We start from the raw sequence: 25,267 nt of genomic DNA on the forward strand, positions 1-25,267 counted from the left end.
AGTACTATGATCAGCATGCTCAACGTCATCGACGACCAAATCGGCTTCACGATCGTCCTCCTTACCGTCCGAATGTCGCCGGTACCATCTCGTCCTGAAGGCGGCGAGTGTTGCCAGCTCGCTTGAGAATCAGTTCGGACTGCTGCTGCGCGATTAGGCGGTCCTCGGTATCCGACAGCGCCTTGAAAAGCTGTAGCTTCGTCATTTCGTTGCCGACTGCGGTGCTCTCAGATTGAATGCGCGCCTGTAGCTCTGCGATGCCTTTCGCATCCTGGGTGGCATCGATCTGCCGCATCAAGCGCTCGATCCGGTCAAGCTCCGCCAGCTCGGTCTGATACGCTTGCAGACCGAGTGCCTTGTCCTGAAATGGCTTGTTCAGCGCGCGTTGGCAAATCTGCTGATCGATGCCGCGCTGGTCCTCGCAGTCATAGAGCTTGTTTTGCGCACGTAACGCTTTTGCAGGACCGGTGAGGCCCGCATACCCACCCTGTCGAATCGCTGCATAAATGTCTTGCCAATCAGCAGGCAGCGCATTGGCTAGTCCCGGTCGGTCAAGCAACGCGCCGAACCCGCGCGCACCGCTCATCGAGCGATACAGCGCGATTTCCTGCTGCACTTGCTGCTTTAACTGTCCGACCATCGCAATGGCCTGAGCCACGTTCCGTTCGTCATAGACGGAATAAATCTCCGCGCTTGCGGGCATGGCAATCGCACCGGCGAACGCAGTCGCAGCAATCAGGATGTGGGCCGTTAATGAGTGACGCTTCATGGTTTGAACCCCTCGTCAATCCTCGGTTTGATCGAGATGAGCACGTGCGGCGCGCTGATACGCTGGAGCTCGCACGGCCCCGGTTGTGCTAGCAAGCGCGCCGGCCTCACTTGTCCGGGCACCCGACGATGCACTTCGGGGCAAGGCACGCAGTCCGGACACGAGTGCGCCGCTCATCTGCCGGGACGCGTATCCCGCGACGAAGGCGCCAAAACCGGAAAGGGTCGCGCCTCCTGCAAGCCCAGAGGCGACGGCCGGCAGTTGCCAGCCGATCATGGCCAGTAGTACGGACGTCACGAACATGCCAAATGCCGCCGCCCATGGCGCGCTCGCCTCCAGTGCCTCGCGCGCGGCTGCCGCAAGCGCATCAGCAGAAGTCTCGGGCGGTACCGTCGTCACATGAAATGGCGCGAGATTGGCGGAGAATGCGGCAAGCGCGAGCCCCAGGAACGCTGCGACCAATATCTGAAGCAGCGCATAGTTCACCACCTTGGCCGTCCAAGCCTCAAAAAAGCGCGCGGTCGGGCCAAATGCAGCGCACGCGATAAATGCGGGTCCGAGCGCAAGCACGAGATCAAGCAGCATGCGCGCCATGAGAACTTCGACGGCCAACACCATCAGGAAAATCGCCCCGCCGAACGCAGCTACCAGACCGCAGGCCAGGTCACCGATGCCTGCGACAATGCCACTCATACTCAACCCCTCGTGGGTTGCCTTATCGAAATAGGCGTCAACCACGAGGTTAAGCTGCCGGTCATAGCAATCAAGCGTGCGGTAGATGCCGGCCGCACTTGTGTCTGATGCGCTTGCTTGCACGAGAGCCGCGCACCCCGCGTTGCCGGCACCAGCGTTGACTGCCGCGGTTTGAATTGCCTGAGCAACGCCGGTAGTGGCCCCGCTCACGGAGGTGACAACATGCGACTGATAAAGACCTGTGCCCAGTGCAAATGCGAGTGTGATTGCGACTTTCGTGCCTCGCCAGGCGAACGCAGGGACCGGTTCATGGGCCTCGCCGCGAACCACGGCCATGCCAAACGCGAGAATCCAGATCGTCACCCCAGTTGTCGCCACTGGTACAAGCGCGGAGGAAAGCGCCGACGATGCGTCTGTCACATACGTTTGCATACCATTTTCGAGCGTGCCGCCCACCGCACTGAAAAGCCCGTTCATCGCGCACCTCGCTCAGGGCCTACCACGGTGTTCACATGATCTGTTCCAAGCGAACTTGATCGCGCTCGGCGCGCGGCCACTGCATCATGGAAGTGCGGCAGCCATGCTTCAGGTAACTCACCCACATCGGCTCGAATCGCATCAAGCAATGCAACGTTATCCGTCGTACCAGACAGTACGTCGAGCACGTCACCCAAACCGGTTAAATCCAGCCGCCCGACTGCCGAACGATGGCCTTGCTTAACCAGAAATAGCCGGCTGTGTTCGCCCATGCGCCGCACGATGTTGAATTCGGCTTCGGAAAGCTTAAACCCATGCACGTAGTCGTCGTAGTCAGCTGTAGGGTTCGGTAGAAAGAAGAATGTGGCTGTTTGCTCGACAAGTGCGCGGGCAATAGGACTATTGAGTACATCCGCGGGCGACTGCGTGTCGAATATACCCAGACCATTTAGTTTGCGAATCGTCTTTTGCTTGTCGTTTGCAAATTCTCTAAAAACCGGATCGCGTAGCCGCTTCCAGAACTCCGTCATCACGTAGATAAAGCGCCGTCCGTCCATCAAGCGCTCGGTCAGATGGAGCAACACCATCGTGAGGGGTGTGGACGCTTCGGGATCGTCGAGAAGCTCCGTATCGTCAAATCCGAGGAGACTATGGCTGTGAAAATCAATCCGGTCCACTGGATTGTCGAGCAACCAGCCGAGACGTCCACCGGCACACCATTTAGCAAGTCGCGCATGCAGACTGTTTTCGCCAACGTTCGGTAAAAGTTGTCGGACCATCGACAATCGTCGCAACGAGCGCTCCATGCGCGCGACCTGCTGGACGGCGCGGGAAATGTCGAGCTCCTCCTTGGCTGACAGCGCAGAGCCGCTATCGACGAGCTTGCATACGAGACGTTCCCAAAAATCGCGCGTAACCTCGTCCGGTTCAAGCTGGAACGGATTCACACCGGTCGGCTCTCCCCGACGAAAGACCGTATATTTACCGCCCATTGCACGAATGCCGATCTCGGCACCGCGATCCTTGTCGTAGAGCACGGCGGTTACGCCATACTTCGTCGCCATGGCGAGCAAGAATAGTTCGAGCACCGTTTTACCTGCGCCGGCACGACCGATGATCTGCGTATTGGCCAAAGCCTTCTCGTCGATGGCGTCGGTCTTCTCAAGCGTCGCGTGAAAGTTCAGATAGAGCGGTTGGCCACTGGGCGTCTTCACGATTGTGATGGCCTCGCCCCACGGATTGCCATTGCGCTTTCCGGTTGCGAAATTATGCAGACTGGCCATTGCACAGAAATTGCGCGAAGTGAGCTTCGCATCCCGCGGCCGATATCGCCAATTGCCCGGCCACTGCGCGAACCATGCGGCGTCGGCCACCAGATCGACAAGTGCGCTTTGGAAACCGGCGTCGGCCAGCGACGTCCGTGCTTGCGCGACATGGCGGACCACGTCGTTTAACGAGTCGCCCATTACAGCCAACGTGTAGTGATACTCGCCTAGCACAAAGTCACCGTTCACAAGGTCGTTTAATGCACGATCCATCGCTTCAATTTGGGAGACGGCCACGTCGTCGCCAGCGACAAGTTGATTGCGCTGACGCTCGAGCGTCTCCTTGGCACTTGGACGATCGAGAACAGTGAAGCTTTGCGTTTCGATATATTCGAATTCTCCATACAGCAATCCGTTGAGCATTCCTGGTTCGGTCTGCTCCGGATAATCCTTCAAATCGAGCACGGCCGCGTATCGGGTTTGCGCAGGCATACGGATTTCAAGCTTCTCCCGCTGAAACAGCAGCCGAGAGGTCGGCAGCGCTTCGTAGATTGGACCGGCCGGCACCGGCACCACTTCCCACGTTGCATTGACGAGATAGCCCAGCATCTCGAGCGCGGTCGAGTAACAGCGTGGCCGCCCCGTCAATGGATCGGGACGCACAACCACACCCAATGCGACAGGGGCCCAGGGTTTTAAACCCGATTCCATCTGCGAGGCGATATCTTCCATGGCTCGCAACGCGTCCTGCTGGTCGCGACGAATATCGTCGAGCGTACGACGGGCCACACGGCTAAATGCCCGCCCCAGTGTCGTGCGATGTGGTCGGTAAACCACGCTCAGATACAGCTCGTTGACCATCATTCGGTATCCGGAAAAGCTCGCGTAGTAGCGCTCAGCCAACTCCTGACAAAACCGATTGGAGTACGATGTCTCGAAGCGATCTGCGGTGCGCCGCCGTAGCCGATGTGTCCAAAGCGCGATGTGGCCGCCAGGAAGGTTACGTACGAGCTGATTGAATCCAATGTGGCGTGTAAGGATCTCTGCCGGATCGACCGCTTCGAACGCGATGCCGGGGATTTTCCAGATTTGCACGTAGTCGCCCTCGCACGTACGAATAACCCGGTCTGTGACGTGCGAGGAAAACGGAATAAAGTCGGCAAGTACCACTTCGCGTTGCGCGACTGCAGCCAGCGTTGATCGCATATTCATATCAGCCTCTGCGTTTGAATCGGATAGGCCCATATGCGTGAGCGCCCCAGAACGAACAATTGCGCTGACGCAACTTCATCCTGATACGCAACAGACGCTGGGCGAGCCGCTGATCGTCCTGGCGCGAGATCATTCGCATCGTCGCGAATACTGGAATGATCAGCAGCACGAGCCCAACGCCCGCGGGTGGACTGGCGATCAATACCCACACTGCAGGAATCAGCACGCCGCCGAGGACGATCAAAAGCGGCACGAGCGGTACCCCCCATAGCATTGCAGGCCGGGTGCAACCTTTGAAGATGGGGTCCGCGAGTGCGTCCATTGATCACTCCGTGCACACATCAGCTCGTCGGAATCAGCATGCCGGCGATCACCGTCGCACAGCCGACGAATAGACCGCCGATAAAGACGTGTGCAATATCACCAAACCGGGCATGTTGAAACATCATCTTGAAACCTGCCCAGATGATCGAAATCGAACACACCACCCCACCGACGCCGAGCAACGTATTCTGGATCGTAATCAGCAAGGTGCTAACCTGAGTAAGCTGTGCGCTTGCTGGCACAGTCGTCATGACAAGCGCACTGGCCACTAAAACTCGAAGAGGAAAAAGAGAAATTGTTCTGCATAATATATCGGAGATCTTTAATAGACTATTATTTAGTAGTATTACTAAATTTTTAGCATTATCCCGTCTCATCTTCTATCACCTCTTTCGTTCAGAAGATCACAGCATCGGTTGCGGGCTCGCCATCTCGCTGACCGCGCACCGTCCTGTCTTCCGGGTTCTGCAGCGCAGAAGATGCCGGTGAAAACCGTGATCTAATCTCCCGTTGTGAAGCTACGGGACGCACGGGGATCACCGGAATCGGCTTTGCCTCTGAAGTGGGAGTGGGCACGATGGCTTGGATAGCGTTTGCAGCTGTCACCACACGTCGGACGTATCCGGTTCGGAGGCCGGTGATAAAGTCGCCGCCTTCATAGCATGACAACGCTGCGCGCAGTGCCTGCTGAGGGTCCGAGTAGACAACACGTGCACGTGCGAAGCACTCGCTTAGAATCGTCGCGCCAGCGGCCAAGTTTTGGCAGACATTGAACACGTTTGATGCCGTCAGCCCATAGCGAGACCAGTTCGCTCGATTGATTTGCGTGAGCCCCGCACTATAGTTCCATCCGGTTGCCTCAAGCGCGTTGACCGTGGCAATTGCTTCATCCTGGCGCCGCGGTTGTCTTGCCAGACGGCCGTGGACAATGCCGATTGCGTACGGATTGAATCCGGATTCGACGCGCACAATAGCGGCTAGCGTCGGTGGTGCGACGGCAGGTGCACATTGCTGAGCCAGCGCCATAAGGTCATGGGCCATCATCGATCGCTCTCTATTGTTCGGCCGAAATCTCTCGACTATTTCGACATGTCACCGAAAACGGTTTCACCACAGCCACTGAAGCTGCCGCGATCGCGGCGGTACATAGCCAGCAGCTCGTTCGTGTTATGAGTCGCACGCCACCTCAGTCCTGAGTCGTACGCGAACCGTGGTGGGAACAGGAGGGAATTTATGCAGTGGCTGGCAAGAGCCCAAATCCGTCTTGTCGACGGTTTCTCCCGTCGAATCGAGACGTTGTGCTCAATGCCGAGAGTAGTAGAGACTGGCGGGCTTTCCCGCTATGTACCCGAACCATCTTTTCATGGGCAGCGACCGCCGAATCGGGCATGCGTGGTCGCCAGCCAACACGAAAGTAGTCCTCCACATGGCGGCTCGACACGCACGCATTATCTCTATCGCAATAGATCAACCGGTGGTACGACACTTTATGGTCAGCTACGCGAGACCGAGAACCCTTCCGCGCCGAACGACGCCGTCACGTTCCGGTAGCCCGCGCACCAGAACGTCAGCGCGTCGATGATCGCCTCGCACAGGATCACCTCCGTCTGCCCCGCCAGCCCGGCCGCGTTGAACACGCCCCGATGCGGGCCCGGCAGGTACAGGTGGTACGCGGTGCCGGGGCGCAGGTTGTCGCGAACCTTGCGACCGTACAGGCCCGCCACCGCGCCCGCCGCGTCGAACCACGGGAACACCACGCAGCCGTTCAAGTGCTCGTGGCCGCTCTCGCGAATCACGCCGATCGCCTGCAGGCGCGTGCGGATTGCTTCACCCGCCTCGCGGTTTTTCAGCGGCAGTCGAAGGCCCAAGGTCCGATTCGCGTAGCCCAACCGGAAGGGAGCAACCGCCGCCGCGATGCCCCGTTTCTCCAGATACGCCAGCGCCTCCGCGTCGCCCTTCAGCGTCAGGTGGTAGTAGTCGACCACCTGCGCCAGCAGCTCAACATCGTCCGATTCCGCCGTCACCGGCGACGGCAACGCCCGCACCGTCGTGTGTTTGACGCCCGGTTCGGCAGCTAAGGCAGGAATCCCCTCGCGCAGCAATTGCGCCGCATGCCGGAACGACACGCCGTTGGCCTTCATCTCCCAGTCCACCGGGCCGCCGCCTGCGCCGCAGCCGAAGCAATGCCACAGATTCTTGGCCGGCGTCACCACCAGCGACGGCGTGTCGTCCGCGTGGAACGGGTACCGACCGCGCCAGTCCTTCCCCGATTTATTCAGCTCGATCCCGTGCGTGCGCACCAGTTGCTCCACCGACACTTCCGACTTCAACCGCTCCAGCTCAGCATCCGGGATACGAGGCATGAATCCGTCCTTTCGCTAAAACCCTGTCAAGAGGGCAATCACAATAAAACCGCGCTGATGAGTACTCGTTATACGAGTATCCTTCGACGGTAAGCGATCAATGAACGACACCCTTTCGTCGCGAGGCTGAATCGCAGAGGCTACCTGTCCATGTTGATCGAGCGTGGACACGTGTACATGAATGAACAAGAGGAAGGTTTGCGGGACCGGCTGGTCGTTGATCGTAAGCGTGATGGCCGACGCAAATACGATGAAGCCGCGAAGCGTGAGTTGATCCAGGCGTGCCTGAAGCCTGGTGTCTCGATAGCTCGAACGGCCATGGAGTATGGGATCAATCCAAACCTAGTGCGGACGTGGATCACCCAGTACCAACGCAAGCAAGATCAAGCTGAGCTGGTCGCGCCGGCAAATGCCCGGTCACGCGAAACGTCACCGGAGTTGCCAACGGTATCGGAACCACCCTAGTCTGCCTTCGTGCAAATCGTCTCGTCACCGACACCGATTCCGGCCGATTGCGGTAGAACGCTCTCGCTGAACGTGCGTTTGCCCAATGGAGTCGAATTCGATCTTGGGAAGGCGAGTCTTGATGAATTGACGACGGTCGTCCAGATGCTGGGGAGGTTGCCGTGTTCCGGTTCGACGAAGCGCTGAAGGTCTACCTGCATCGCGATCCCGTCGACTTCCGCATGGGCATCAACGGGCTGTCGATCCTGGTCGAACAAGCGATGCGCCTGAACCCCATGACCTCAGCGCTGTTCGTCTTCGGCAACCGCCATCGCGATCGCATCAAGATTCTCGGCTGGGGCGGCAACGGCTTCTGGTTGCTGCTCAAGCGACTCGAAGCTGACCGCTTCGTCTGGCCGACCGGAGGCGACACGATTACGCTCAGCGTTGAGCAGTTGCATTGGCTGCTCGACGGAATCGACCTGGCCGTGATCCAGAAGCATCCCCAGCGATTTTACGCGCGGATGAGCTGAACACCACGCGGGTGACATGGTCTAATCGGCCATGCCGAACAATCCCGTCATGTTGAGCGCCGAGCATTACGAGGCGCTGATTGCCGCGAGCGTCGAACGCGATGCGCTGCGCGGTGAGCTTCGGCTCGTGACGGCTCAGCGCGATCTGGCCGAAGAGAAGCTGCGGGCCTACAAGCACGAACTGTTCGGCGCCTCGAGCGAAGCGCGCCATGCCGACTAGCTCGGTCTGTTCAACGAAGCCGAGGCGCTGGCGACGGCTACCGATGCGCCTGCGCGCGAGGACGTGCCCGGTACGTCGGTCGCCGCCCACACGCGAGGCAAGCGCGGGCGCAAACCACTCGATCCGAACCTGCCGCGCGAAGCCGTACGGCACGAACTGCCCGAGTCCGAACGATTCTGCGCGCATGACGGCCATGTCCTCGTGGAGATCGGCGTGGAAACGAGCGAACAGCTCGACGTGATTCCCGAACAGGTGCGCGTCGTTCAGCACCAGCGTGTCAAGTACGCGTGCCCGTGCTGCGACCTCGGCATCAAGGTTACGCCGGCACCGGCGCGCATCATTCCTCGCGGGTTGCTCACGGAATCCGCGCTGGCGTGGATCATCACCGGCAAGTACCAGTACGGTATGCCGCTGTATCGCCAGGCCACGCTGCTGCGTCGCTTCGGCGGCGACATCTCGTCGAACACGCTGGCCGCCAGCGTGGTCCGGGTGGGGCTCACCACGCAACTGGTGATCAACCTGATGCGCGACGCGCTGCTCGAATCGGATCTTATCTACGGTGACGAGACAGCGTTCCAGGTACTGAAAGAACCGGGACGAAGGCCGCAGGCAAAAAGCTATCTCTGGGCGTAGGTCAACGGTTCGGGGCCGCCTGTGCGGATGTTCTCGTACTCGCCGGGACGCGGTGCCCAACATGCGCAGAAGCTCTATGCCGGCGTGCAGCCTGGCACAGTGCTGATGACGGATGGATATGAACTCTACAATGGCATCGCCCACGATCACCAACTCGTGCATCTCGGGTGCTGGGCACACGTGCGCCGTGGCTTCATCAAGGCCGAGGAGTCGGTGCCGAAGGCGGCACGTTCGTCGGATCTGCTGGCTACGCGCTTCGTCGTGCTGATCGGCAAGCTGTTCGCGGCCGAGGCGCGCAGCGCGAAGTGGAAGCCTGAGCGCCGGCAGCGACTGCGCGCCCGATACAGCGCCCGCGTGCTCGCCAAGGTCGAATACATGCTGGTCGAACATCTACCCACCGTCGTGCCGTCGAGTCTGCTCGGCAAGGCGCTGCAGTACATGAGCGGACAGTGGCCCAAGCTGGTCCGATACGTCGGTAACGGCAACTGGCCGATCTCGAACAACCTGTGTGAGAACGCGATCCGTCCGTTCGTCGTCGGCCGCAAGGGCTGGCTGCTCTCCGATACTGTCGCTGGCGCGTAGGCCAGTGCTAACCTGTACTCCCTCGTCGAAACGTGCAAGGCGAACAGCATCGATCCGTATCGCTATCTGGTCTCGCTGTTTAGGGCATTACCGGAAGCCGCGACTCTCAGCGACTACGAAGATCTTTTACCTTGGAGGACTGTACGTGCTGAAGTCATCGGACATTCTCATCCGTGAAGCGCGATCATCGGATCACGCAGCAATCGCGCTCTTGCTGCAGCAACTCGGCTACCAGACAACTCCGGCGTTAACCCTCGAGAAGATTGAAGCGATGCGTCCGAGCCCGATGGACAAAATCATTGTTGCATCCATGCGAGAACAAGTCATCGGGAGTATCAGCCTTCACGCCCTACCGTTGTTCCACGTGGCGGGCAGTCTCGGACGCATAACTAGCATGGTCGTCGACGAGCGATATCGGGGAAACAGAGTTGGTAGCGCGCTGATTGACGCTGCAGAACACTGGTTTAGGCAGGTCGGATGTGTAAAGTTGGAAGTGACGAGCGGAGACCACCGACAGGCTGCTCACCACTTCTACGAGCGCCATGGTTTCCTGAGGGACGGCCAGCGACTCTCCAAGAAACCCCATTCATAGGAGTGGTGTCATTACCTGACCGCTTACGGTTGATCCAGAGTATGCGGTCTTTTAACGACATCCCTCAGAGGTTGAGGACCGCAGGCATGCTCCATGGCACGAGAGCGGCGTAGTCGTCGGCGGTTGCAGCGAGCGGTAACCTGGTGAAGAGTCAAACCAGATAGCGATACGGTTCGACGGCGGCCAGCTCCAGGTCAACTGACGTCCCGGGCCGGTGCTGCGTGCGCCGGCCGGTTTTCGATTGGTGATGTGTCGGTGCGCTGCCCGTACGCATCGAATCGAGTGCCTCAGGTGCGTCACGTCTCCCATGCGCGCCTCTTTTGCCGCCGGCTTGCCGGTGGTGTTTCATTTACACGTCGGTCCGCCGCGATCGGCTACGCCGCCGGCCCGGCCGGCCAACGCTTGCAACGAAAATGCAACACGATGATTCGTTCGAGTTCAAAACAAGTTTTAAAACAAATCAGACGCGTACTAAAAGGATAATGCAAGACTGATTTTCGCAGCGTCGTTTGGCATGATCGGGATATCACTTTCCCAAATGTTTCCATCGTGACGCCCGGCCCGGCGGCGAATTCGCCGCCAGGCCGCCTTGCCGGAGACGTCACGCCGACCCATGCCATACACCACGCTTCAGTCCATTCGCCGCTACCAGAGCATTTCGGTGTTCGGGGGCGGCATCGTCGTCACGATCCTGATCCTGATCGCCTGCGGGCTCGGGATCACGTCGATCGTCTACGGCTATCTGGACGGCGAGCGGCGCAATTTCCTGAACGGCGTGGAGGAGACCGTCGACGAGGTGCAGGTGGCCGAGACATCGTTCCGCAACGGCGTCACGAACACGCAACTCATCTGGCGCGAGATCGGCGCGGCGCCTGCCGACGTCGTGAATACGTTTTTCGCGAACGACCAGCAGTTCGCGATCAAGCCGTATCCGTCGCTCGTGGTCGGCGTGCCGGGGCAAACCGCGCAGCGCGACGAGGTCGCGCGCTATCTCGCCCTGTCGTTCATGCTGTCGCGCATCTGCGCGGCGAGCTCGATCAATCGCGGGCGCACGCTCGAGGGCTACCACTACAGCACGCGCACGGGCATGTTCGGCCTCGTGCCGCATCTGGCGCGCGACAATCCCGTGCTCGCATCGGCCGATGCGCGAGCGCACGTGCTCGCGGCGCTGCGCGTCGATTTCGACGGGCAGCCGCCGGCGGCGAACGACGGTCGGCCGAACGTCCGCTGGCTGCCGCCCTACGTGAATCCCGTCACCGGTCAGATGCGCGTGCGGATCGCCGCCGAAGCGCGCGCCGGCGGCCAGCCGTTCGCGGTGCTGGTGACCGAATACGCACCGGAATACCTGCTGTCGTGGCTGCCCGGCCGCGGGTTGGCCGGTGCGTTCTTCATCGCGTCGCAGGACAACCGGCTGATCGCGATCGATCCCGGCGTCGAGCGCACCGGCACGCTGACCGAGCGCCTGCTCAAGCTCGACGTCGCGCAGGGTAGCCAGGCGTCCGGCGAGCCGCTCTTTCGCGACGGCGCGATCGTGTTCCGCAGCCGGCTCGCGACAACCGGCTGGACCATCGCCTACGCGCTTTCATGGGCGGACGTCGCGGCCGGCATCGGCGTGCAGGCCGGTGCGCTGATGGGGGCGACGCTCGTCGCGATTGCGGTGATGTGGTTGCTGCTCGTGCGATTTCACCGGCGTGTGCTGGTGCCGGTCTACGCGCGTTCGGCGCGCGTGTTCGACAGCGAGGCGCTGTGCCGCAACGTGATCGCGATGGCGCCGGTCGGCATCGCTCTGGTGTCGCTGTCCGACCGGCGCGTGATGCTCGCGAGCGACGCGCTGACGCAAATGCTGCGCCCGCACGGCGGCGATCACCATGCGCTGTGCACGCAACTGCTCGACCAGTACGACACGTTCGTCGCGAACGGCGGCTCCGGCGGGACGATGATGAACGAGCTCGTGCTCGACGAGCACGGCGACGCGCCGCTGCATCTGGAGATCATCGCGCACGGCGCGCGTTACCAGGGCGAGGACGTGCTGATCGCGGCCTTCGCCGATACGACCGCGCAGCGCCGGCTCGTGCATCAGCTCGAGGAGGCCGTGCGCGCGGCCGATTCCGCGAATGCGGCCAAGTCGTCGTTTCTCGCCGCGACGAGCCATGAAATTCGCACGCCGCTGAACGTGATTCTCGGCAACCTCGAGTTGCTCGAACGCACGGCGCTCGATGCATCGCAGCAGAGCCGTGTGCAGACGCTGCGCGCGTCGGCTCAGGGCTTGCTTGCGATCGTCAGCGACATTCTCGATTTCTCGAAGATCGAAGCCGGCGCGATGTCGGTCGAATCGATCGAGTTCGACGTGATCGCGGTGATCGAGCGCGAGCTGGCGGCATTCGCGTCGGTTGCAAAGGCGAAAGGTTTGCCGTTGTTCGCCGATATCGGCGCGAGCGGCGCTCAGCGGATGCGCGGCGACCCGACGCGGCTCGCGCAGGTGGTCGACAACCTGTTGAGCAACGCGATCAAGTTCACGGGCGAGGGCCGCGTCGTCACGCGCGTCGCGGTTGGGCGGAACGTGCGCGGCGTGCCCGAACTCGCGATCGGTATCGAGGATACGGGCATCGGCATCGAGCTCGCGCAGCAAGCCAGGCTGTTCAAGCCGTTCTCGCAGGTCGACGCGTCGATCACGCGGCGCTACGGCGGCACGGGCCTCGGGCTCGCGCTGTGTGATCGGCTGGTCGCGGCGATGGGCGGGACGATTTCCGTCGACAGCGCGCCGGGTGTCGGCAGCCTGTTTACCGTGCGTTTGCCGCTGCGCATGGACATCGCGCCTACAAGCGGGGCCGGCTTCGGCGCGGGCCGGACGCTGATCGTCGTGTCGCCGGAGGATGCGTGGCGCGCATTCGCCTTTCCGCATCTGCGTGCGTGGGGTTTCGACGTCGCGATGCATCCGAGTCCGATCGGAATTGCCGCCGGGTGCCTCGCGCGTGCTCACGCGATCGTGCTCTTCGGCGACTCCGACCAATGGCGGCGGGAGGAGCTCGACAGTCTGGGCGGCGGCACGCCGGTCGTACTGGCGACGCCGGACGGCCCGCTGCAGCCGGCCGTCGCGGGCCGTACGATCCGCGTGTCGAGCTATTCGCTGAACGGGCTGCATACGGCGATCGCGCAGGCGCGTGCCGCCATTGCCAAGTCGAGGCGCGGGCCGCACCGCGCCACCGATGCGGGCGCGCCGGCGGCACCTGGCACCGGCATACGAGCGCCGCGGGTGCTGATCGCCGACGATGCATCCGTCAACGGGTCGCTTTTCCGCGAGCAGTTGGACGTGCTCGGCTGCGTGGTCCGGTGCGTGGCGTCCGGCGGCACGGCGATCGATACGCTCGCGGACGGTTCGTGGGACGTGCTGCTGCTCGGCGCCGACCTGCCCGACATGCCGGCCCGCGAACTGGCGGAAGCCGTCCGTGCGCGCGGGCTCGCGTGCGACATGATCGTCGTGGCATCGCACCTCGCGCCCGACGACGCGCGGCGTTACGCGGCATCGAAGGTCGAATGCGTGTTGACCAAGCCGGTGACGCTGGCCGATCTGCGTCGCGGTCTCGCACGCATCGCGCGACGGCGCGGGATCGACTTTCCTGCCGGTGCGGCGGATGAGCGGCAGGCATCGGGCGCGATGGCCGCAGCAGCGGCGCATTGGCCGGGAAGATAAGAGAACGGGACGTCACGGCGGCGCAGACCGCCGGCGTCAAACGGGGAAGGCAGACACGCCGCATCGCTCCGGTGCCGCGTGATTTCAACTGAAGAAGGAAGGGTAAGGCTGTGCGAAATATGGGAAAGGTGTTCGGGCTGCTGCTTGGATTCGCGACGCTGCCGGAGAAATCCCGACGGGATTTCCTCACGAGGCTGAACGAATTCATGATGATGTCGCCGTCGCAGAGACGGCGGGCCATCACCGAATGGCAGCACGTCGCGGACGACGGGTCGGGCAAACCTGACAAATCCGTGGTCAAACGTTAGGCAGCGACACGGCCGCGTTGCAGGACGGGATGGATCGGTGGCGTCGCGGGCGCCGCCGATCGGGCGGGCGTGGGCGTCGGGTCGACGTAGTGCCTGTCGTCGCAATGCCATGTCGGGTCGAAGAGCCGGCGCGCCGGCGGTTGTATCGACCCTGGGCGCGGATGGGGCGGTGCAGGTGGTCACACCCGATTGCATCGCGGCGATGCGGACTCCGGCTATTATCTTAAAATGCGCTGCGTACCGCCCGGTTTGCCGAACCTCACGACGCGACCGTGTTGCGAGATCGATTCGAATTCCGGCGCGTCGCACAACGTGGCACGTCGGGCCGTGTGTATCGGGAGAAGAATAGAGATGGATGAATTTTTTGTGCGAGTGATGGTGGCGGACGATCATCCTGCGTCCGCACTCGGGATGTCGCAGGCACTCGCGGGCAGCAGCACGATCAAGCTGCTTGGCACTGTCTCGAATTCGACCGACCTGGTGGCGATGCTCGACGAACAGCAGAGCGATGTGCTCGTCGTCGACTACGTGATGCCGGGCGGCAAGTACGGCGACGGTCTCGCGTTGTTGTCGTTTCTGCAGCGTCGCTATCCGGCGCTTCATCTGGTGACGATCACGATGATCGACAATCCGAGCGTGCTGCATGCGATTCAGCGGCAGGGCGTCGGATGCATCCTCAGCAAATCCGACGCGATTTCGCATCTGGTGGGGGCGGTTCACGCCGCTTATATCGGCGCGAATTATCTGTCGCCGTTCTTCAAGCAATTGCTCGAGGGCACCGAGACGTCGGCGGGCACACGCGCGTTGACGGCCCGCGAAATCGAGGTCGTGCGGCTGTACGGCGCCGGCCTGACGGTCGGCGAGATCGCCGTTCAGCTTCATCGGAGCAAGCAGACGATCAGTTCGCAAAAGTCCAGCGCGATGAAGAAGCTTGGCATCGTCCGCGATGCGGACCTGATCCGCTATGCCAGCGAGGGCAAGATCGCGGATGTGTCGAACGGCGACGGGCCGCCGCAGACCTAGCGCAAGTGTCGCGGCGAGCGGCCATCGATCGCGCATCGCCCCGCGCGGGACAGACGAGATTCCGACAACATGCCTGAAAAACTGAAAAGACTCGTCGCCCATGCCACCGCGCCGAGTCGCAAGCCATTCGATCCGGAACGGGTTCGGCGCCAGCAGCAATCGTTGCTGTATGGCAGCGGCGCGGCGATCACCGTGTTCATCCTGGTGTGCGCGGCGCTCGTCGTGCGGCTCGAAGTGCTGGACTATTTCACGCAGATGCGCGGGACGTTTCTGAGACGCGAGGCCGAGCTGCATGCCGAACTGCGTTCGACGAAGCTGCTGCTCGGTCAATACGTGAATCAGTCCCAGGCCCTGTGGCGCGCCGACACGCGGGCGTCTTCGGACGTAATGCGGGAATTCGTCGCCGGTCGAGGCAAGATCGTTCGCTACCGTTCCGGCCAGGCCGCGGCCGTCGGGCTGGCCAATCTGTCGCCGGAAAACCCGGCCCGCCTGTATTCGCCGTACCTCGCCCTGATCGTGCAGCAATTCAATGCGATTGCATCGCAGGCTCCCGTCGATGTCGACTTGTCCGGTTACCTGGTCAGTCTGTACGGCGACATGCTCGGCGTGTTCGACCCCACGCTCGTCGAACGGGCGCTCGCGTTGCCGGCGGGCCATTCGCTGGAACTCCTGATCGGCGAACTGCTGCCTTCGCGCGCGCCTATCGTGCCGGCGACGCCGGGCATGACGGCCCAGGACGGCATCGTACTCGAGAGCCGGGTCGATCCGCTGCTGGGGCGCCGGGTGCTGCGCTTCGTCCGGCTGCTATACGACGCCGACGGGAAGCCGGTTGCATGGGTCATCATCAACGGCCGCGCGCGGATCGACGACATGCTGGCGACGCGGGCGATCGACGAGGCGTATGCGCTGGTGGGGAGCGGCGGCAACGTGCTGGCCGGTACCCAGCCCGATTCGAGGCTGATCCGGCAGGCGCTCGATCACGCGCGCGAGCCGGTCGGCGATCAGGTGGCCGCGCATCGCGTTGACGCCCGTTTCGTGGTCAGCGATCGCATGCCGGAATCCGACCTGGTGCTGATGGGGACATTCTCGTGGCGCAGCATCGTCACGGCGATCGCCGTGCCTGTGGGCGCCACGGCCGGCACGGCGCTGGTTGCGATCGTGCTGATGTGGTGCGCGATCGTGCTGTTCGACCGTCGTGCGTTGCGTCCCGCGAACCGTCGTGCGATCCGGCTGATCGAGAGCGACGCGCTGAACCGCACGCTGATTCGCACGGCGCCGGCCGGAATCATGCTGCTGTCGCTCGCCAACGGCGACACGATGGCGCGCAACGACGCCGCCCAGGCATACGGCGATACCGGCGCGGCCCCGTCGCTCGGCAAGCGTATCTGGCAGGCCTATCGAGACGGTATCGCGGGCGGCCGGGCCCCGCGCGTTTTGACGCACGAGCTGTCGGTCGAGCTTGCCGGCGGCGGCACGACCTACCTCGCCGCACATATCGTCCGTACCCGCTATCGCGGCGTCGATGTGCTGCTCTGCACGCTCACCGACATTACCGCGAGCAAGCAGGTCGAGCATACGCTGCGCGAGGCGCGCGAGGCGGCGGACGATGCGAACAAGGCGAAGTCGACTTTTCTCGCGACGATGAGCCACGAGATCCGCACGCCGCTGAACGCGATCGTCGGCAATCTCGAGCTGATGGAACGCGCGCAACTACCGGCCGACCAACGGCGACGCCTGCAGACGGTCATGTCGTCGTCGGATGCCTTGCTGCGCATGATCAACGACGTGCTCGACCTGTCGAAGGTCGAATCCAATCAGATGGCGCTCGAAGCCATTGCGTTCGACCTGCGCGCCGTGCTGCGCGATGTCGCGGCGATCTTCCGCCCGCTCGCGGATGCGAAGCATCTGACGCTCGAATGCCGGATCGCGCCGGAACTGGCCGACGGCTATGTAGGCGACCCGACGCGCGTGCGCCAGCTCGTGTCGAATCTCGTCAGCAACGCGATCAAGTTCACCAGGCAGGGCGGCGTGACGATCGAAGCCGGCCCCGGCGCTTGCGCGGACGGTACGCGCTGCATCGAGATCGCCGTGCGCGATACGGGAATCGGCATTCCGGCGGAAAGCCTGCCGACCTTGTTCGACGTGTATATCCAGACCGACCCGTCGATCTATCGCCGTTTCGGCGGCACGGGGCTCGGATTGCCGCTGTGCCGGCGCATCGCGCGCCTGATGCAGGGCGAGCTGGCAGTCGAAAGCCGTCCCGACGAAGGCACGACATTCACGGCGACGCTGCCGCTGGCGGACGCGCTGCCGGGCTGGCGTGCGGCGTTGGACGAGCGGGACAACACGGCACCGGCCGGTTTCGAGCGGCCTCGCGACGATGCGGCACCGCCGCTGCGCGTGCTGGTGGCGGAAGATCATCCGGCGAGTCGCGCGCTATTGCGGGATCAGCTCGACGCGCTGCACTGGGACGCGACGCTGGTCACGAACGGTATCGAGGCGATGCGCGCGTTCTTCACGCAGCCGTTCGACGTCGTGCTCACCGATCTCGGCATGCCCGAACTCGACGGTTTCGCGCTCGCCAACTTCCTGCGCGAGCAGGGCGCGAAGGTGCCGGTGATCGCGATGACCGCACACGCGACCGAAGAGGACCGGCGGCGATGCGCGCAGGTCGGCGTCGCGGAGGTCGTGCTCAAGCCGCTGTCCATCTCGGCGCTCGACGCGGTGCTGCACCGGCATACGGCGCTCGATCGTGCAGATGCAGGCGCAGGCGCGGCGAGTGGTGTGCCTGCGGACGAGGACGCGCCAGGCGACTTGCGGCCTGTGATATCGGACGAGATTCGCGAGACATTGCGCAACGCAACGCTGCATTCGCTGGCGGTGATCGGCGATGCGCTGTCGAGCGGCGATGTCGACCAGGTGAAAGTCGAGTTGCATTCGATGCGCGGCGGTTTTGCGCTCACAGGCGATGTCGACGCGAGCGATGCGTGCGCGCAGGCCGAACGGGCCGTGACCGAGGGCGGCATCGATGCGATGAAGGTGGCTTGGCCCACGCTCGAAGCCGAGATCAAGTGCGCGCTGAAACGGCTGTCTGGGGCCGGCAAACGCGAATCGCGCGACGCCGACTGACGCTCGAGTGACCGAGCGCGCCGGGGTAGACCGGTGACGCGCAATCGCAGGTGTTTTCCTTTGCGCCGCATTGCTCTGAAGGTGGTGCGATGCTGCGTCCAAGCGTTGGCCCACGGCCATAGGGCTGGATGCCGGCTCGTCCCATCTCCGCCTTGATTTCGACGCGCATTGACACGTGTCTGCACGCGTTTTCCGCGAGATGCGTCGGATGCCGCTACGTGTTGGACCTATCCCGTTTCAGCGCATGCACGAATGCAACGCGTCGCATGGCGGCTGCCGTGCTTGAGCGCTGTGTCCGATGCCTCCAGGGTTCGCGGTTGCCGGCGCCATCGCGGGCAGGATAAAAATCTTTATAAATCAACAACTTAACATCTGCCCGCCAATTTTCGTACTCGTCCTGGTACTTATGACCGTACTGTCGAAGTCGTCCTATTTCCGGTCTGACGCAAATCATAGAAAATTCTGCTGGTCGGAATTGCACTATGTTCCTCAAGCAACAGTTTGAATATTGAACATCAACGTTTCCAAGTCTGCTTGATCGAGCGACTCTGATAAAGAGGATACCGGTTCAGCATAGCAGCGGCGAAATCTGATTCGAATTTAATCGGTCGCCTCATGAAAGCTGGCTGATCGGGTTTTGCACTCGAATTGCCTGTCCGGAAACTCGTAAAATTTTTTGGTCGGTGCGACAGGTGTGCAGCAAAGATAGCGACGATGCGTGAAAGGTTCAGCTCGAAGGATAGCGACGAATCGTCAGGTTTGTGTCGCATCCCGGTGTGACGGCTGAAATTGGCTCGATTGTTTTCAATGGCTTTGTGATGTTTTGATAATTACATTTAGATGGGTAATTGACGGCAGGAGGCGATCGCAAATATATCTGAGTGATTTTGATGTGCGGCGCGAAGTGAATTGTCGCGATATTTTGGTGGTTGTTTTTATTATCGGGTAAATTGAAATGAAGAAAATCGTATTGCTGATGTCTGTTGCCGGTCTGGCGTCCGTCGCAATGAATGCAGCTCACGCGTCGGACGGCACCATCAATTTCACGGGGGCCGTGGTCGCGTCGACCTGCAAGATCAACGGCGGGACGAACGACCTGACGGTTCCGCTGCCGAAGGTGTCGACCAACCAGCTCAGCGCCGCGGGCGCCACTGCCGGCAGTACGCCGTTCACGCTGTCGCTGTCGGGTTGTACCACCGACAAGAAAGATGCGGCAAACACGGTGATCCCGGCGCCGGTGAAGAAGGTGTCGGTGGCGTTCGAACCGGGGGCGAACGTGAACTTGGCAACAGGTCGTCTGAAGCCGACGGGCGCGGATGCGGCCGGCAATGTCGAAATTGGCATCCTGAACGACAAGTACCAACCGATCAAGATCGGTGCGGAAAGCTCGACCCAAGGCGTGCAGATCGTTGATATCGACACCGCGGAAGGCGGCACGGGTACCGCCACGCTGCAGTTCGCCGCCCAGTACGTGGCGACCGGCGAGGTGACTGGCGGTTCCGCGAATTCGTTCGTTACGTACTCGCTGACCTATCCCTAAGTACTCGATGCGTTGAGTGAAGGCGCCGGCTGCCGGAAGGCGGCCGGCGCACGAGAAGATTAGGCATGTTCATGATCCCATATTACTTCGTACTGCAAATAGAATCCGATGCCGAAGATAGATATCAATCAGCCGTTCCGCTTCCTGATTTTCCTGATGTCCATGCTGCTCTGCATGAGCGCGAATGCAAGCGTGACCTTGTCCGGCACGCGAATCGTATTCGATGCGGGCGACAAGGAAGTCACGATCCGACTGACCAATGACGGGAAGTTGCCGGCACTCGTTCAGACCTGGCTCGACAAGGGTGACGTGAAGGCGTCGCCGGACAGCATCGACGTGCCGTTCGTGATCACGCCGTCGATCTTTCGTATCGAGGCCGGCAAGGGGCAGACGCTCCGGATCATCCATACGGGCGAGCCGTTGCCGGCCGACAAGGAGTCGCTGTTCTGGCTGAACGTGCTCGACGTGCCGCCGAAGGCATCGGGAAGCGATACCCAGAATCACCTGCAGCTCGCGTTTCGTACGCGGGTGAAGCTGATGTACCGGCCTCACGATCTGCCGGGCAATGCATCGGACGCGCCGGCGCAATTGAAGTGGGCCATCGCAGCCGACGCCGAACATCGGGCCGTGCTTCGGGCGACTAATCCGACGGCGTATGTCGTCAATCTGTCCGGTGTCGCGTTGCGGGCAAATAACAAGACTTTCGAGGCAGGTGTCGGGTACGTGCGGCCCGGCGAGACGGCCACATTTCCGATCAACGGCGCGACCGGTTCGGACATCACTGCGGGCACGGTCGTGTACAGCAGCATGGACGATTGGGGCGCGAGCCACGCGAACCAAGCGACCGTTTCCAGATGAGATCGCGGCGCAGCGTGCGCTGACAAGGCGGCAACTTTCGACCCGCCCGATTCACGTATTCGATTCCAACCAGCTACGGGAGCAGATGAATGATTGAGAGGCGAAATCCATGCGCACGGGCGGACAGTCCACCGAGACTGAAGCTGATCAGTGCACTGCTTCTCGCGATCATCGCAGGGGGGTGGGTAGAGGCGCGCGCCGAGGGAGGCAAAGAGCAAGCGATCCAGGTTGCGCAGACGGAGTTTGCGCAGGTTGAATTCGAAGGCGGCATCCTGAACAACGGCAGCGGCGCGATCGACGTGTCGCGTTATGGGCGCGGCAACGTGGTCCGTGCCGGTACCTACAGTCCGGATATCTACGTAGACGGCAATTGGGTCGGCCGTAGCGAAGTGCATTTCAAGGCCGCGCCGAACACGCCGGACGCACAGCCGTGTTTCGACAAAGCGTTGCTCGACCGGATCGGCGTCGACGTTCCGAGGCTTCCGCAGGACATTCGCACGACGCTCGACGTGGAAGGCGCGTGCATGCGCCTCGGTCAGGCCATTCCCGAAGCGTCGGTCAGCTTCGATTTCAACGAACAGCGGCTCGACCTGAGCGTCCCGCAGATCTCGATGCGCCGAAGCGCGCGCGGCTACGTCAGTCCGGATCAATGGAGCGCCGGCGTTCCGGTCGGCATGCTCGGCTACAACTTCAACGCGTACCACTCGCGCGCGAACGGCGCGAAGGGCAGCACGCAGGGCTATCTGGGCGTCGACGGCGGCTTCAACTACGGCCGCTGGCACTTTCGGCACAGCGGCTCGTTCAACTGGGATGATCGTGGCAACCGACGCTATGTGGACGTCGCGACATACGTACAGCGCGATCTCGTCGACTGGGCGTCGCAATTGGTCGTCGGCGACACTTATACCTCCGGCGACCTCTTCGATTCGACGTCGTTCCGCGGCGTGCGGCTGTACAGCGACGACCGGATGCTGCCAGAGTCGCAGCGCGGCTATGCGCCTGTCGTGCGCGGGGTCGCCAATTCGAACGCGAAGGTGACGATCACGCAGAACGGCGTCAAGCTGTACGAGACGACGGTCGCGCCGGGCGGGTTCGTGATCGACGATCTGTATCCGACCGGCTACGGCGGTGACCTGCTCGTCGCCGTGACGGAGGCGGACGGTTCCGTGCATACGTTTTCGGTGCCGTTCGCCTCGGTGCCGCTGGCGCTGCGTCCTGGGCAGAACCGCTACAGTTTCACGGCCGGTGCCGTGCGCAATCTGGACTATACGACGCCGGTGTTCGCACAGGCGACGTGGCAGCGCGGCTTCACGAACACGCTGACCGGCTACGGCGGCGTGACGGTTGCCGAGGGGTATCTGTCTGCCGTGGCGGGCGGCGTGCTGAACACGTCGTTGGGCGCGTTCGGGGCCGACGTGACGCACGCCACGACGCGCGTGCCGAACGAGCAGACCCGCTCAGGCCAGAGCTTTCGCATCAGCTACGCGAAAGCGGTCGAGGCGACCGGCACGAACATCGCGATCGCCGCGTATCGCTATTCGACGAACGGCTTCTTCGGGCTGAACGATGCGATGCGTGCGCGCGACCAGGCAAAGGTCAATATCGGCTCGACGAGTCTCTATCGACAGCGCAACCGCGCATCGCTGACGCTGAGCCAGCAGTTCGGGGAGCGAGGCGGCAACCTGAACATGACCGCGTCGGCGTCGACCTACTGGAATCGCTCTGGCTCGGATATCGACTACACAGTCGGCTACAGCAATTCGTTTCGCAACGTGGCCTACAGCGTGTCGGCGTCGCGGCAGCGCGACGCCGACGGCAAGTCGAGCACGCTGCTCTACGCGAGCTTGTCGGTTCCGCTGGGCCGCACGCGGCCGGCGACGCTGGCGACGAACTTCAGCCGCGATACGCGCGGCGCGACACAGCTCAATACGAGTTTGTTCGGCTCGATCGGCGAAGACAGCAATATCTCGTACGGGGTGAACGTCAACCACGGCAGGAGTTCCGGCAACACGCAGACGGACGGCGGCGCGAACGTCATGTATCGCGGCTCGTCCGCGGAACTGGGCGGCAGTGTCGGAGCGAGCGCGGATTATCAGCAGTTCTCGGTCAGTGCACGCGGCGCGCTGGTCGCCCATCGCGGCGGCGTCACGCTGTCGCAGCCGTTGTCGGAAACGTTCGCGATCGTCGAGGCGCCGCATGCGGAAGGTGCACGGATTACCAATGCGTCAGGCGTGCGTGTCGACGGGCGAGGCTACGCGATCGTCCCGTATTTGACGCCATATTCGCTCAACGATGTCGGCATTGACCCGAAAGGGTTGTCGACCGACGTCGAACTGAAGGAAACGAGCCAACGCGTGGCGCCGCTGGCGGGTGCCGTGCCGGTGCTGAAGTTCAAGACCGCGTACGGCCGTTCGGCGGTGATTCGCGCGCGGCAGATGGACGGTTCGTCGGTGCCGTTCGGCGCTGGTGTTACGGACGAGGCGGGTAAGGAGGTCGGTGTGATCGGACAGGGCGGCAAGCTGCTTGCACGCGGCTTGTCCGAGCAGGGCGAGTTGACGGCGCAATGGGAAGTGGATGGCAGAAAGACCTTCTGCAAGCTGTCGTATTCGCTGCCGGTGCGAAAGCGCACGGCCCGGCTTCAGTCGCCGCAGGGGATCGATTCACCGTGCGTCGCGGTCCCGAACGCACATGGTACGCCGATGGTGTCGAGCGACGGTGTCGCACCGCAACCGTGACGCGCGCCGCTCATTTGGAAAAGGAATTCATTCATGCTCAGGAAAGGCTTGATGAGGCTGCTCGAAATCATGAAGTACGTTGGAACCGCGGCCGGGACGGCAGGCGGCAGGTGCGCTGGTCCCGTCGTCGCGCTGGCGGTCGCCACGATCGGTATGACGATATCGCTGTCGGCGACTGGAGCCACTATCGAGGTCAATGCGTTCGGACAAAATATGTCCTTGCCAAAGAATCTGCCGAACGGCACTGTGATGTCCCGCTACTACATTTCGCCAGCGCAGGTGTGCGGTCAGGCGAAGTGCACGATGACTGCGCTTTCTAACTATCCCAATGGCGGAAGTCTCGGGTCGGGGCCGATCATTTCGACGAACATCCAAGGTATCGCGGCCCGGTTGCTGATCAATGGCCAGGCGTACGCCTCGAATTCAAGCTTTTGGCCCCGGGTGGAATTCAGTCAACCGATCGAGGTTCAACTGCTGGGAAACGGCCGGCCGGTCCAGAATGGTTCGTTCAATGGGACGAGCGCGGCCTCTCCGTGGTATTTCTCGATTGAAACACTGGAGAATGCGGGGGGCTACACGCACATCTTTCTGTCAAAAACCGGAAAGATCACGGCGATCGACGGTACCTGCTCGGTGCCAAACCAGACCGTAAGGCTACCGGATGCCGTGCTAAATAAATTCGGTGCCGTCGGCACGACGCTTGGCATGCAAAGCTTCAGGCTCGAGCTCAATAATTGCCCGAAGGGATACAACCGAATCGGCTACATGCTAAACCCGGTCGGCGGCATGGTGGCGGGTTCGCCAGGCATGCTACCGCTCGGCGCCGGTTCCACCGCGAGCGGGGTCAATATTCAAGTCACGGATGCTCAAGGCGTGGCGGCAAACTTCGGTACTTCGATCAAGCTCGACGCCTATGTCAAGGACACCGGCGGCTCCTATGCGATTCCGATGCGAGCGTCGTACATGCAGACAAAAGCGACAGTCACGCCGGGGACGGTGAACGGCGCGATGATCGTGTTGCTCGACTATCAATAATACGTGTCGCCACGGCGTGTGCATGAGCCGGTGCATCGTGCGGCGCTTCAACCGTCCTGAAAGATGAAGCCGTACGCATTCAACGCCGGCACACGGCCGAGGTGCGCGTACAGTAGCGTCGAACCTGGTGCGAATCCGCCAGCGTGCCGTGACAGACGGGTAGTAGTGCCATTGTCGCGACGCCGATGCCGGCCTGCTGCGCGAGCGGCTCGACCAGCGCGCCAGCCGGCCAGCCGCCGCCGGGCAGCTTGACGGTCAATGCCGGATGGCCAGTGTCGACGCCGCGCGTGCCGGAACTGGGCAGTTGCGACGCCTTCCACAAACTCGGATGAATCGCTTCCGTACTGAAAGAACCGGGACGAAGGCCGCAGGCAAAGAGCTATCTCTGGTCGCAGGTCAACGGTTCGGGGCCGCCTGTGCGGATGTTCTCGCACTCGCCGGGACGCGGTGCCCAACATGCGCAGAAGCTCTATGCCGGCGTGCAGCCTGGCACAGTGCTGATGACGGATGGATATGAACTCTACAATGGCATCGCCCACGATCACCAACTCGTGCATCTCGGGTGCTGGGCACACGTGCGCCGTGGCTTCATCAAGGCCGAGGAGTCGGTGCCGAAGGCGGCACGTTCGTCGGATCTGCTGGCTACGCGCTTCGTCGTGCTGATTGGCAAGCTGTTCGCGGCCGAGGCGCGCAGCGCAAAGTGGAAGCCCGAACGTCGGCGGCAACTGCGCGCCTGGTACAGCATCCGCGTGCTCGCCATCATCTGCGGTGGACTAGACTAAATCTGACAGTGGTTGGTTTTTCATGCTGGCGCGCATTGGCGCGAAGGGTGTAGCCCGTA

Annotated in this window: 17 protein-coding genes and 4 pseudogenes; 13 read left to right on the top strand and 8 right to left on the bottom strand. The window is 62.1% G+C overall.

Going from position 1 to position 25,267, the window contains the following annotated elements; all coding sequences use genetic code 11:
- Positions 1 to 61 precede the first annotated feature (61 nt).
- From WS61_RS09005 to WS61_RS09030, 7 genes are all read right to left on the bottom strand, one after another.
- The gene (locus WS61_RS09005; protein ID WP_059500151.1) at positions 62 to 769 is read right to left on the bottom strand and encodes a type IV secretion system protein; all 708 of its coding nucleotides are present in this window, start codon (positions 767 to 769) and stop codon (positions 62 to 64) included.
- A 15-nt stretch (positions 770 to 784) separates the two neighbouring features.
- The gene (locus WS61_RS09010; RefSeq protein ID WP_059500152.1) at positions 785 to 1,939 is read right to left on the bottom strand and encodes a type IV secretion system protein; all 1,155 of its coding nucleotides are present in this window, start codon (positions 1,937 to 1,939) and stop codon (positions 785 to 787) included.
- On the bottom strand, positions 1,936 to 4,416 hold the full coding sequence (locus WS61_RS09015) for a VirB4 family type IV secretion/conjugal transfer ATPase (protein ID WP_059500153.1): 2,481 nt from the start codon (positions 4,414 to 4,416) through the stop codon (positions 1,936 to 1,938). The genes WS61_RS09010 and WS61_RS09015 overlap by 4 nt, the downstream gene beginning before the upstream one ends.
- A 1-nt stretch (position 4,417) precedes the next feature.
- Positions 4,418 to 4,738 (bottom strand): type IV secretion system protein VirB3, encoded by a 321-nt coding sequence (locus tag WS61_RS09020; protein WP_059500154.1) that lies wholly within the window; start codon positions 4,736 to 4,738, stop codon positions 4,418 to 4,420.
- 19 nt (positions 4,739 to 4,757) lie between these two features.
- Positions 4,758 to 5,117, bottom strand: coding sequence for a TrbC/VirB2 family protein (locus WS61_RS09025; protein WP_059500155.1), 360 nt, complete (start codon positions 5,115 to 5,117; stop codon positions 4,758 to 4,760).
- A 19-nt stretch (positions 5,118 to 5,136) separates the two neighbouring features.
- Complete coding sequence (locus WS61_RS32960) at positions 5,137 to 5,784, bottom strand: lytic transglycosylase domain-containing protein (RefSeq protein WP_095211647.1); 648 nt, start codon at positions 5,782 to 5,784, stop codon at positions 5,137 to 5,139.
- Positions 5,785 to 6,233: 449 nt separating this feature from the next.
- Entirely contained in the window at positions 6,234 to 7,103 is an 870-nt protein-coding gene (locus WS61_RS09030; RefSeq protein WP_095211648.1) for a CHC2 zinc finger domain-containing protein, read from the bottom strand.
- Between the two features lie 177 nt (positions 7,104 to 7,280).
- Between WS61_RS09030 and WS61_RS36055 the strand changes: the two are divergent.
- The 12 genes and pseudogenes from WS61_RS36055 to WS61_RS09085 all read left to right on the top strand — a co-directional run bounded on the left by WS61_RS36055 (position 7,281) and on the right by WS61_RS09085 (position 24,426).
- Positions 7,281 to 7,754 (top strand): annotated as a pseudogene (locus WS61_RS36055) (transposase).
- Positions 7,730 to 8,080: an IS66 family insertion sequence element accessory protein TnpB gene (tnpB, locus tag WS61_RS09035; RefSeq protein WP_059500157.1), complete on the top strand. Its 351-nt coding sequence runs from the start codon at positions 7,730 to 7,732 to the stop codon at positions 8,078 to 8,080. Before WS61_RS36055 ends, tnpB begins: the two are co-directional and overlap by 25 nt.
- A 31-nt stretch (positions 8,081 to 8,111) precedes the next feature.
- A pseudogene (locus tag WS61_RS09040) lies at positions 8,112 to 9,692 on the top strand (IS66 family transposase).
- Positions 9,661 to 10,107: a GNAT family N-acetyltransferase gene (locus tag WS61_RS09045; protein ID WP_373557114.1), complete on the top strand. Its 447-nt coding sequence runs from the start codon at positions 9,661 to 9,663 to the stop codon at positions 10,105 to 10,107. The pseudogene WS61_RS09040 and the gene WS61_RS09045 overlap by 32 nt, the downstream one beginning before the upstream one ends.
- Positions 10,108 to 10,720: 613 nt before the next feature.
- Positions 10,721 to 13,798, top strand: a complete 3,078-nt coding sequence (locus WS61_RS09050) for an ATP-binding protein (RefSeq protein ID WP_059500158.1) — start codon at positions 10,721 to 10,723, stop codon at positions 13,796 to 13,798.
- A gap of 119 nt (positions 13,799 to 13,917) precedes the next feature.
- Complete coding sequence (locus WS61_RS09055; protein WP_179949667.1) at positions 13,918 to 14,106, top strand: hypothetical protein; 189 nt, start codon at positions 13,918 to 13,920, stop codon at positions 14,104 to 14,106.
- A 351-nt stretch (positions 14,107 to 14,457) separates the two neighbouring features.
- A complete protein-coding gene (locus tag WS61_RS09060) occupies positions 14,458 to 15,129 on the top strand; it encodes a response regulator (protein ID WP_059500160.1) in 672 nt (223 codons plus the stop codon).
- A gap of 69 nt (positions 15,130 to 15,198) precedes the next feature.
- On the top strand, positions 15,199 to 18,258 hold the full coding sequence (locus tag WS61_RS09065) for a hybrid sensor histidine kinase/response regulator (RefSeq protein ID WP_059500161.1): 3,060 nt from the start codon (positions 15,199 to 15,201) through the stop codon (positions 18,256 to 18,258).
- A gap of 955 nt (positions 18,259 to 19,213) precedes the next feature.
- Complete coding sequence (locus WS61_RS09070; RefSeq protein WP_059500162.1) at positions 19,214 to 19,798, top strand: fimbrial protein; 585 nt, start codon at positions 19,214 to 19,216, stop codon at positions 19,796 to 19,798.
- Between the two features lie 108 nt (positions 19,799 to 19,906).
- Positions 19,907 to 20,656, top strand: a complete 750-nt coding sequence (locus tag WS61_RS09075) for a fimbria/pilus periplasmic chaperone (RefSeq protein WP_059500163.1) — start codon at positions 19,907 to 19,909, stop codon at positions 20,654 to 20,656.
- An 89-nt stretch (positions 20,657 to 20,745) separates the two neighbouring features.
- Complete coding sequence (locus tag WS61_RS09080) at positions 20,746 to 23,391, top strand: fimbria/pilus outer membrane usher protein (RefSeq protein WP_059500164.1); 2,646 nt, start codon at positions 20,746 to 20,748, stop codon at positions 23,389 to 23,391.
- 51 nt (positions 23,392 to 23,442) lie between these two features.
- A complete protein-coding gene (locus WS61_RS09085; protein ID WP_257127219.1) occupies positions 23,443 to 24,426 on the top strand; it encodes a fimbrial protein in 984 nt (327 codons plus the stop codon).
- A 181-nt stretch (positions 24,427 to 24,607) separates the two neighbouring features.
- Here the strand turns inward: WS61_RS09085 and WS61_RS32975 are convergent.
- Positions 24,608 to 24,760, bottom strand: a pseudogene (locus WS61_RS32975) (cell division protein); the annotation flags it as partial.
- A 7-nt stretch (positions 24,761 to 24,767) separates the two neighbouring features.
- On the opposite strand from WS61_RS32975, the pseudogene WS61_RS09095 reads away from it, so the two are divergent.
- A pseudogene (locus WS61_RS09095) lies at positions 24,768 to 25,190 on the top strand (transposase); the annotation flags it as partial.
- Between the last annotated feature and the right edge of the window lie 77 nt (positions 25,191 to 25,267).

The sequence above is a fragment of the Burkholderia sp. ABCPW 11 genome, assembly GCF_001523445.1.
Lineage (GTDB): Bacteria > Pseudomonadota > Gammaproteobacteria > Burkholderiales > Burkholderiaceae > Burkholderia.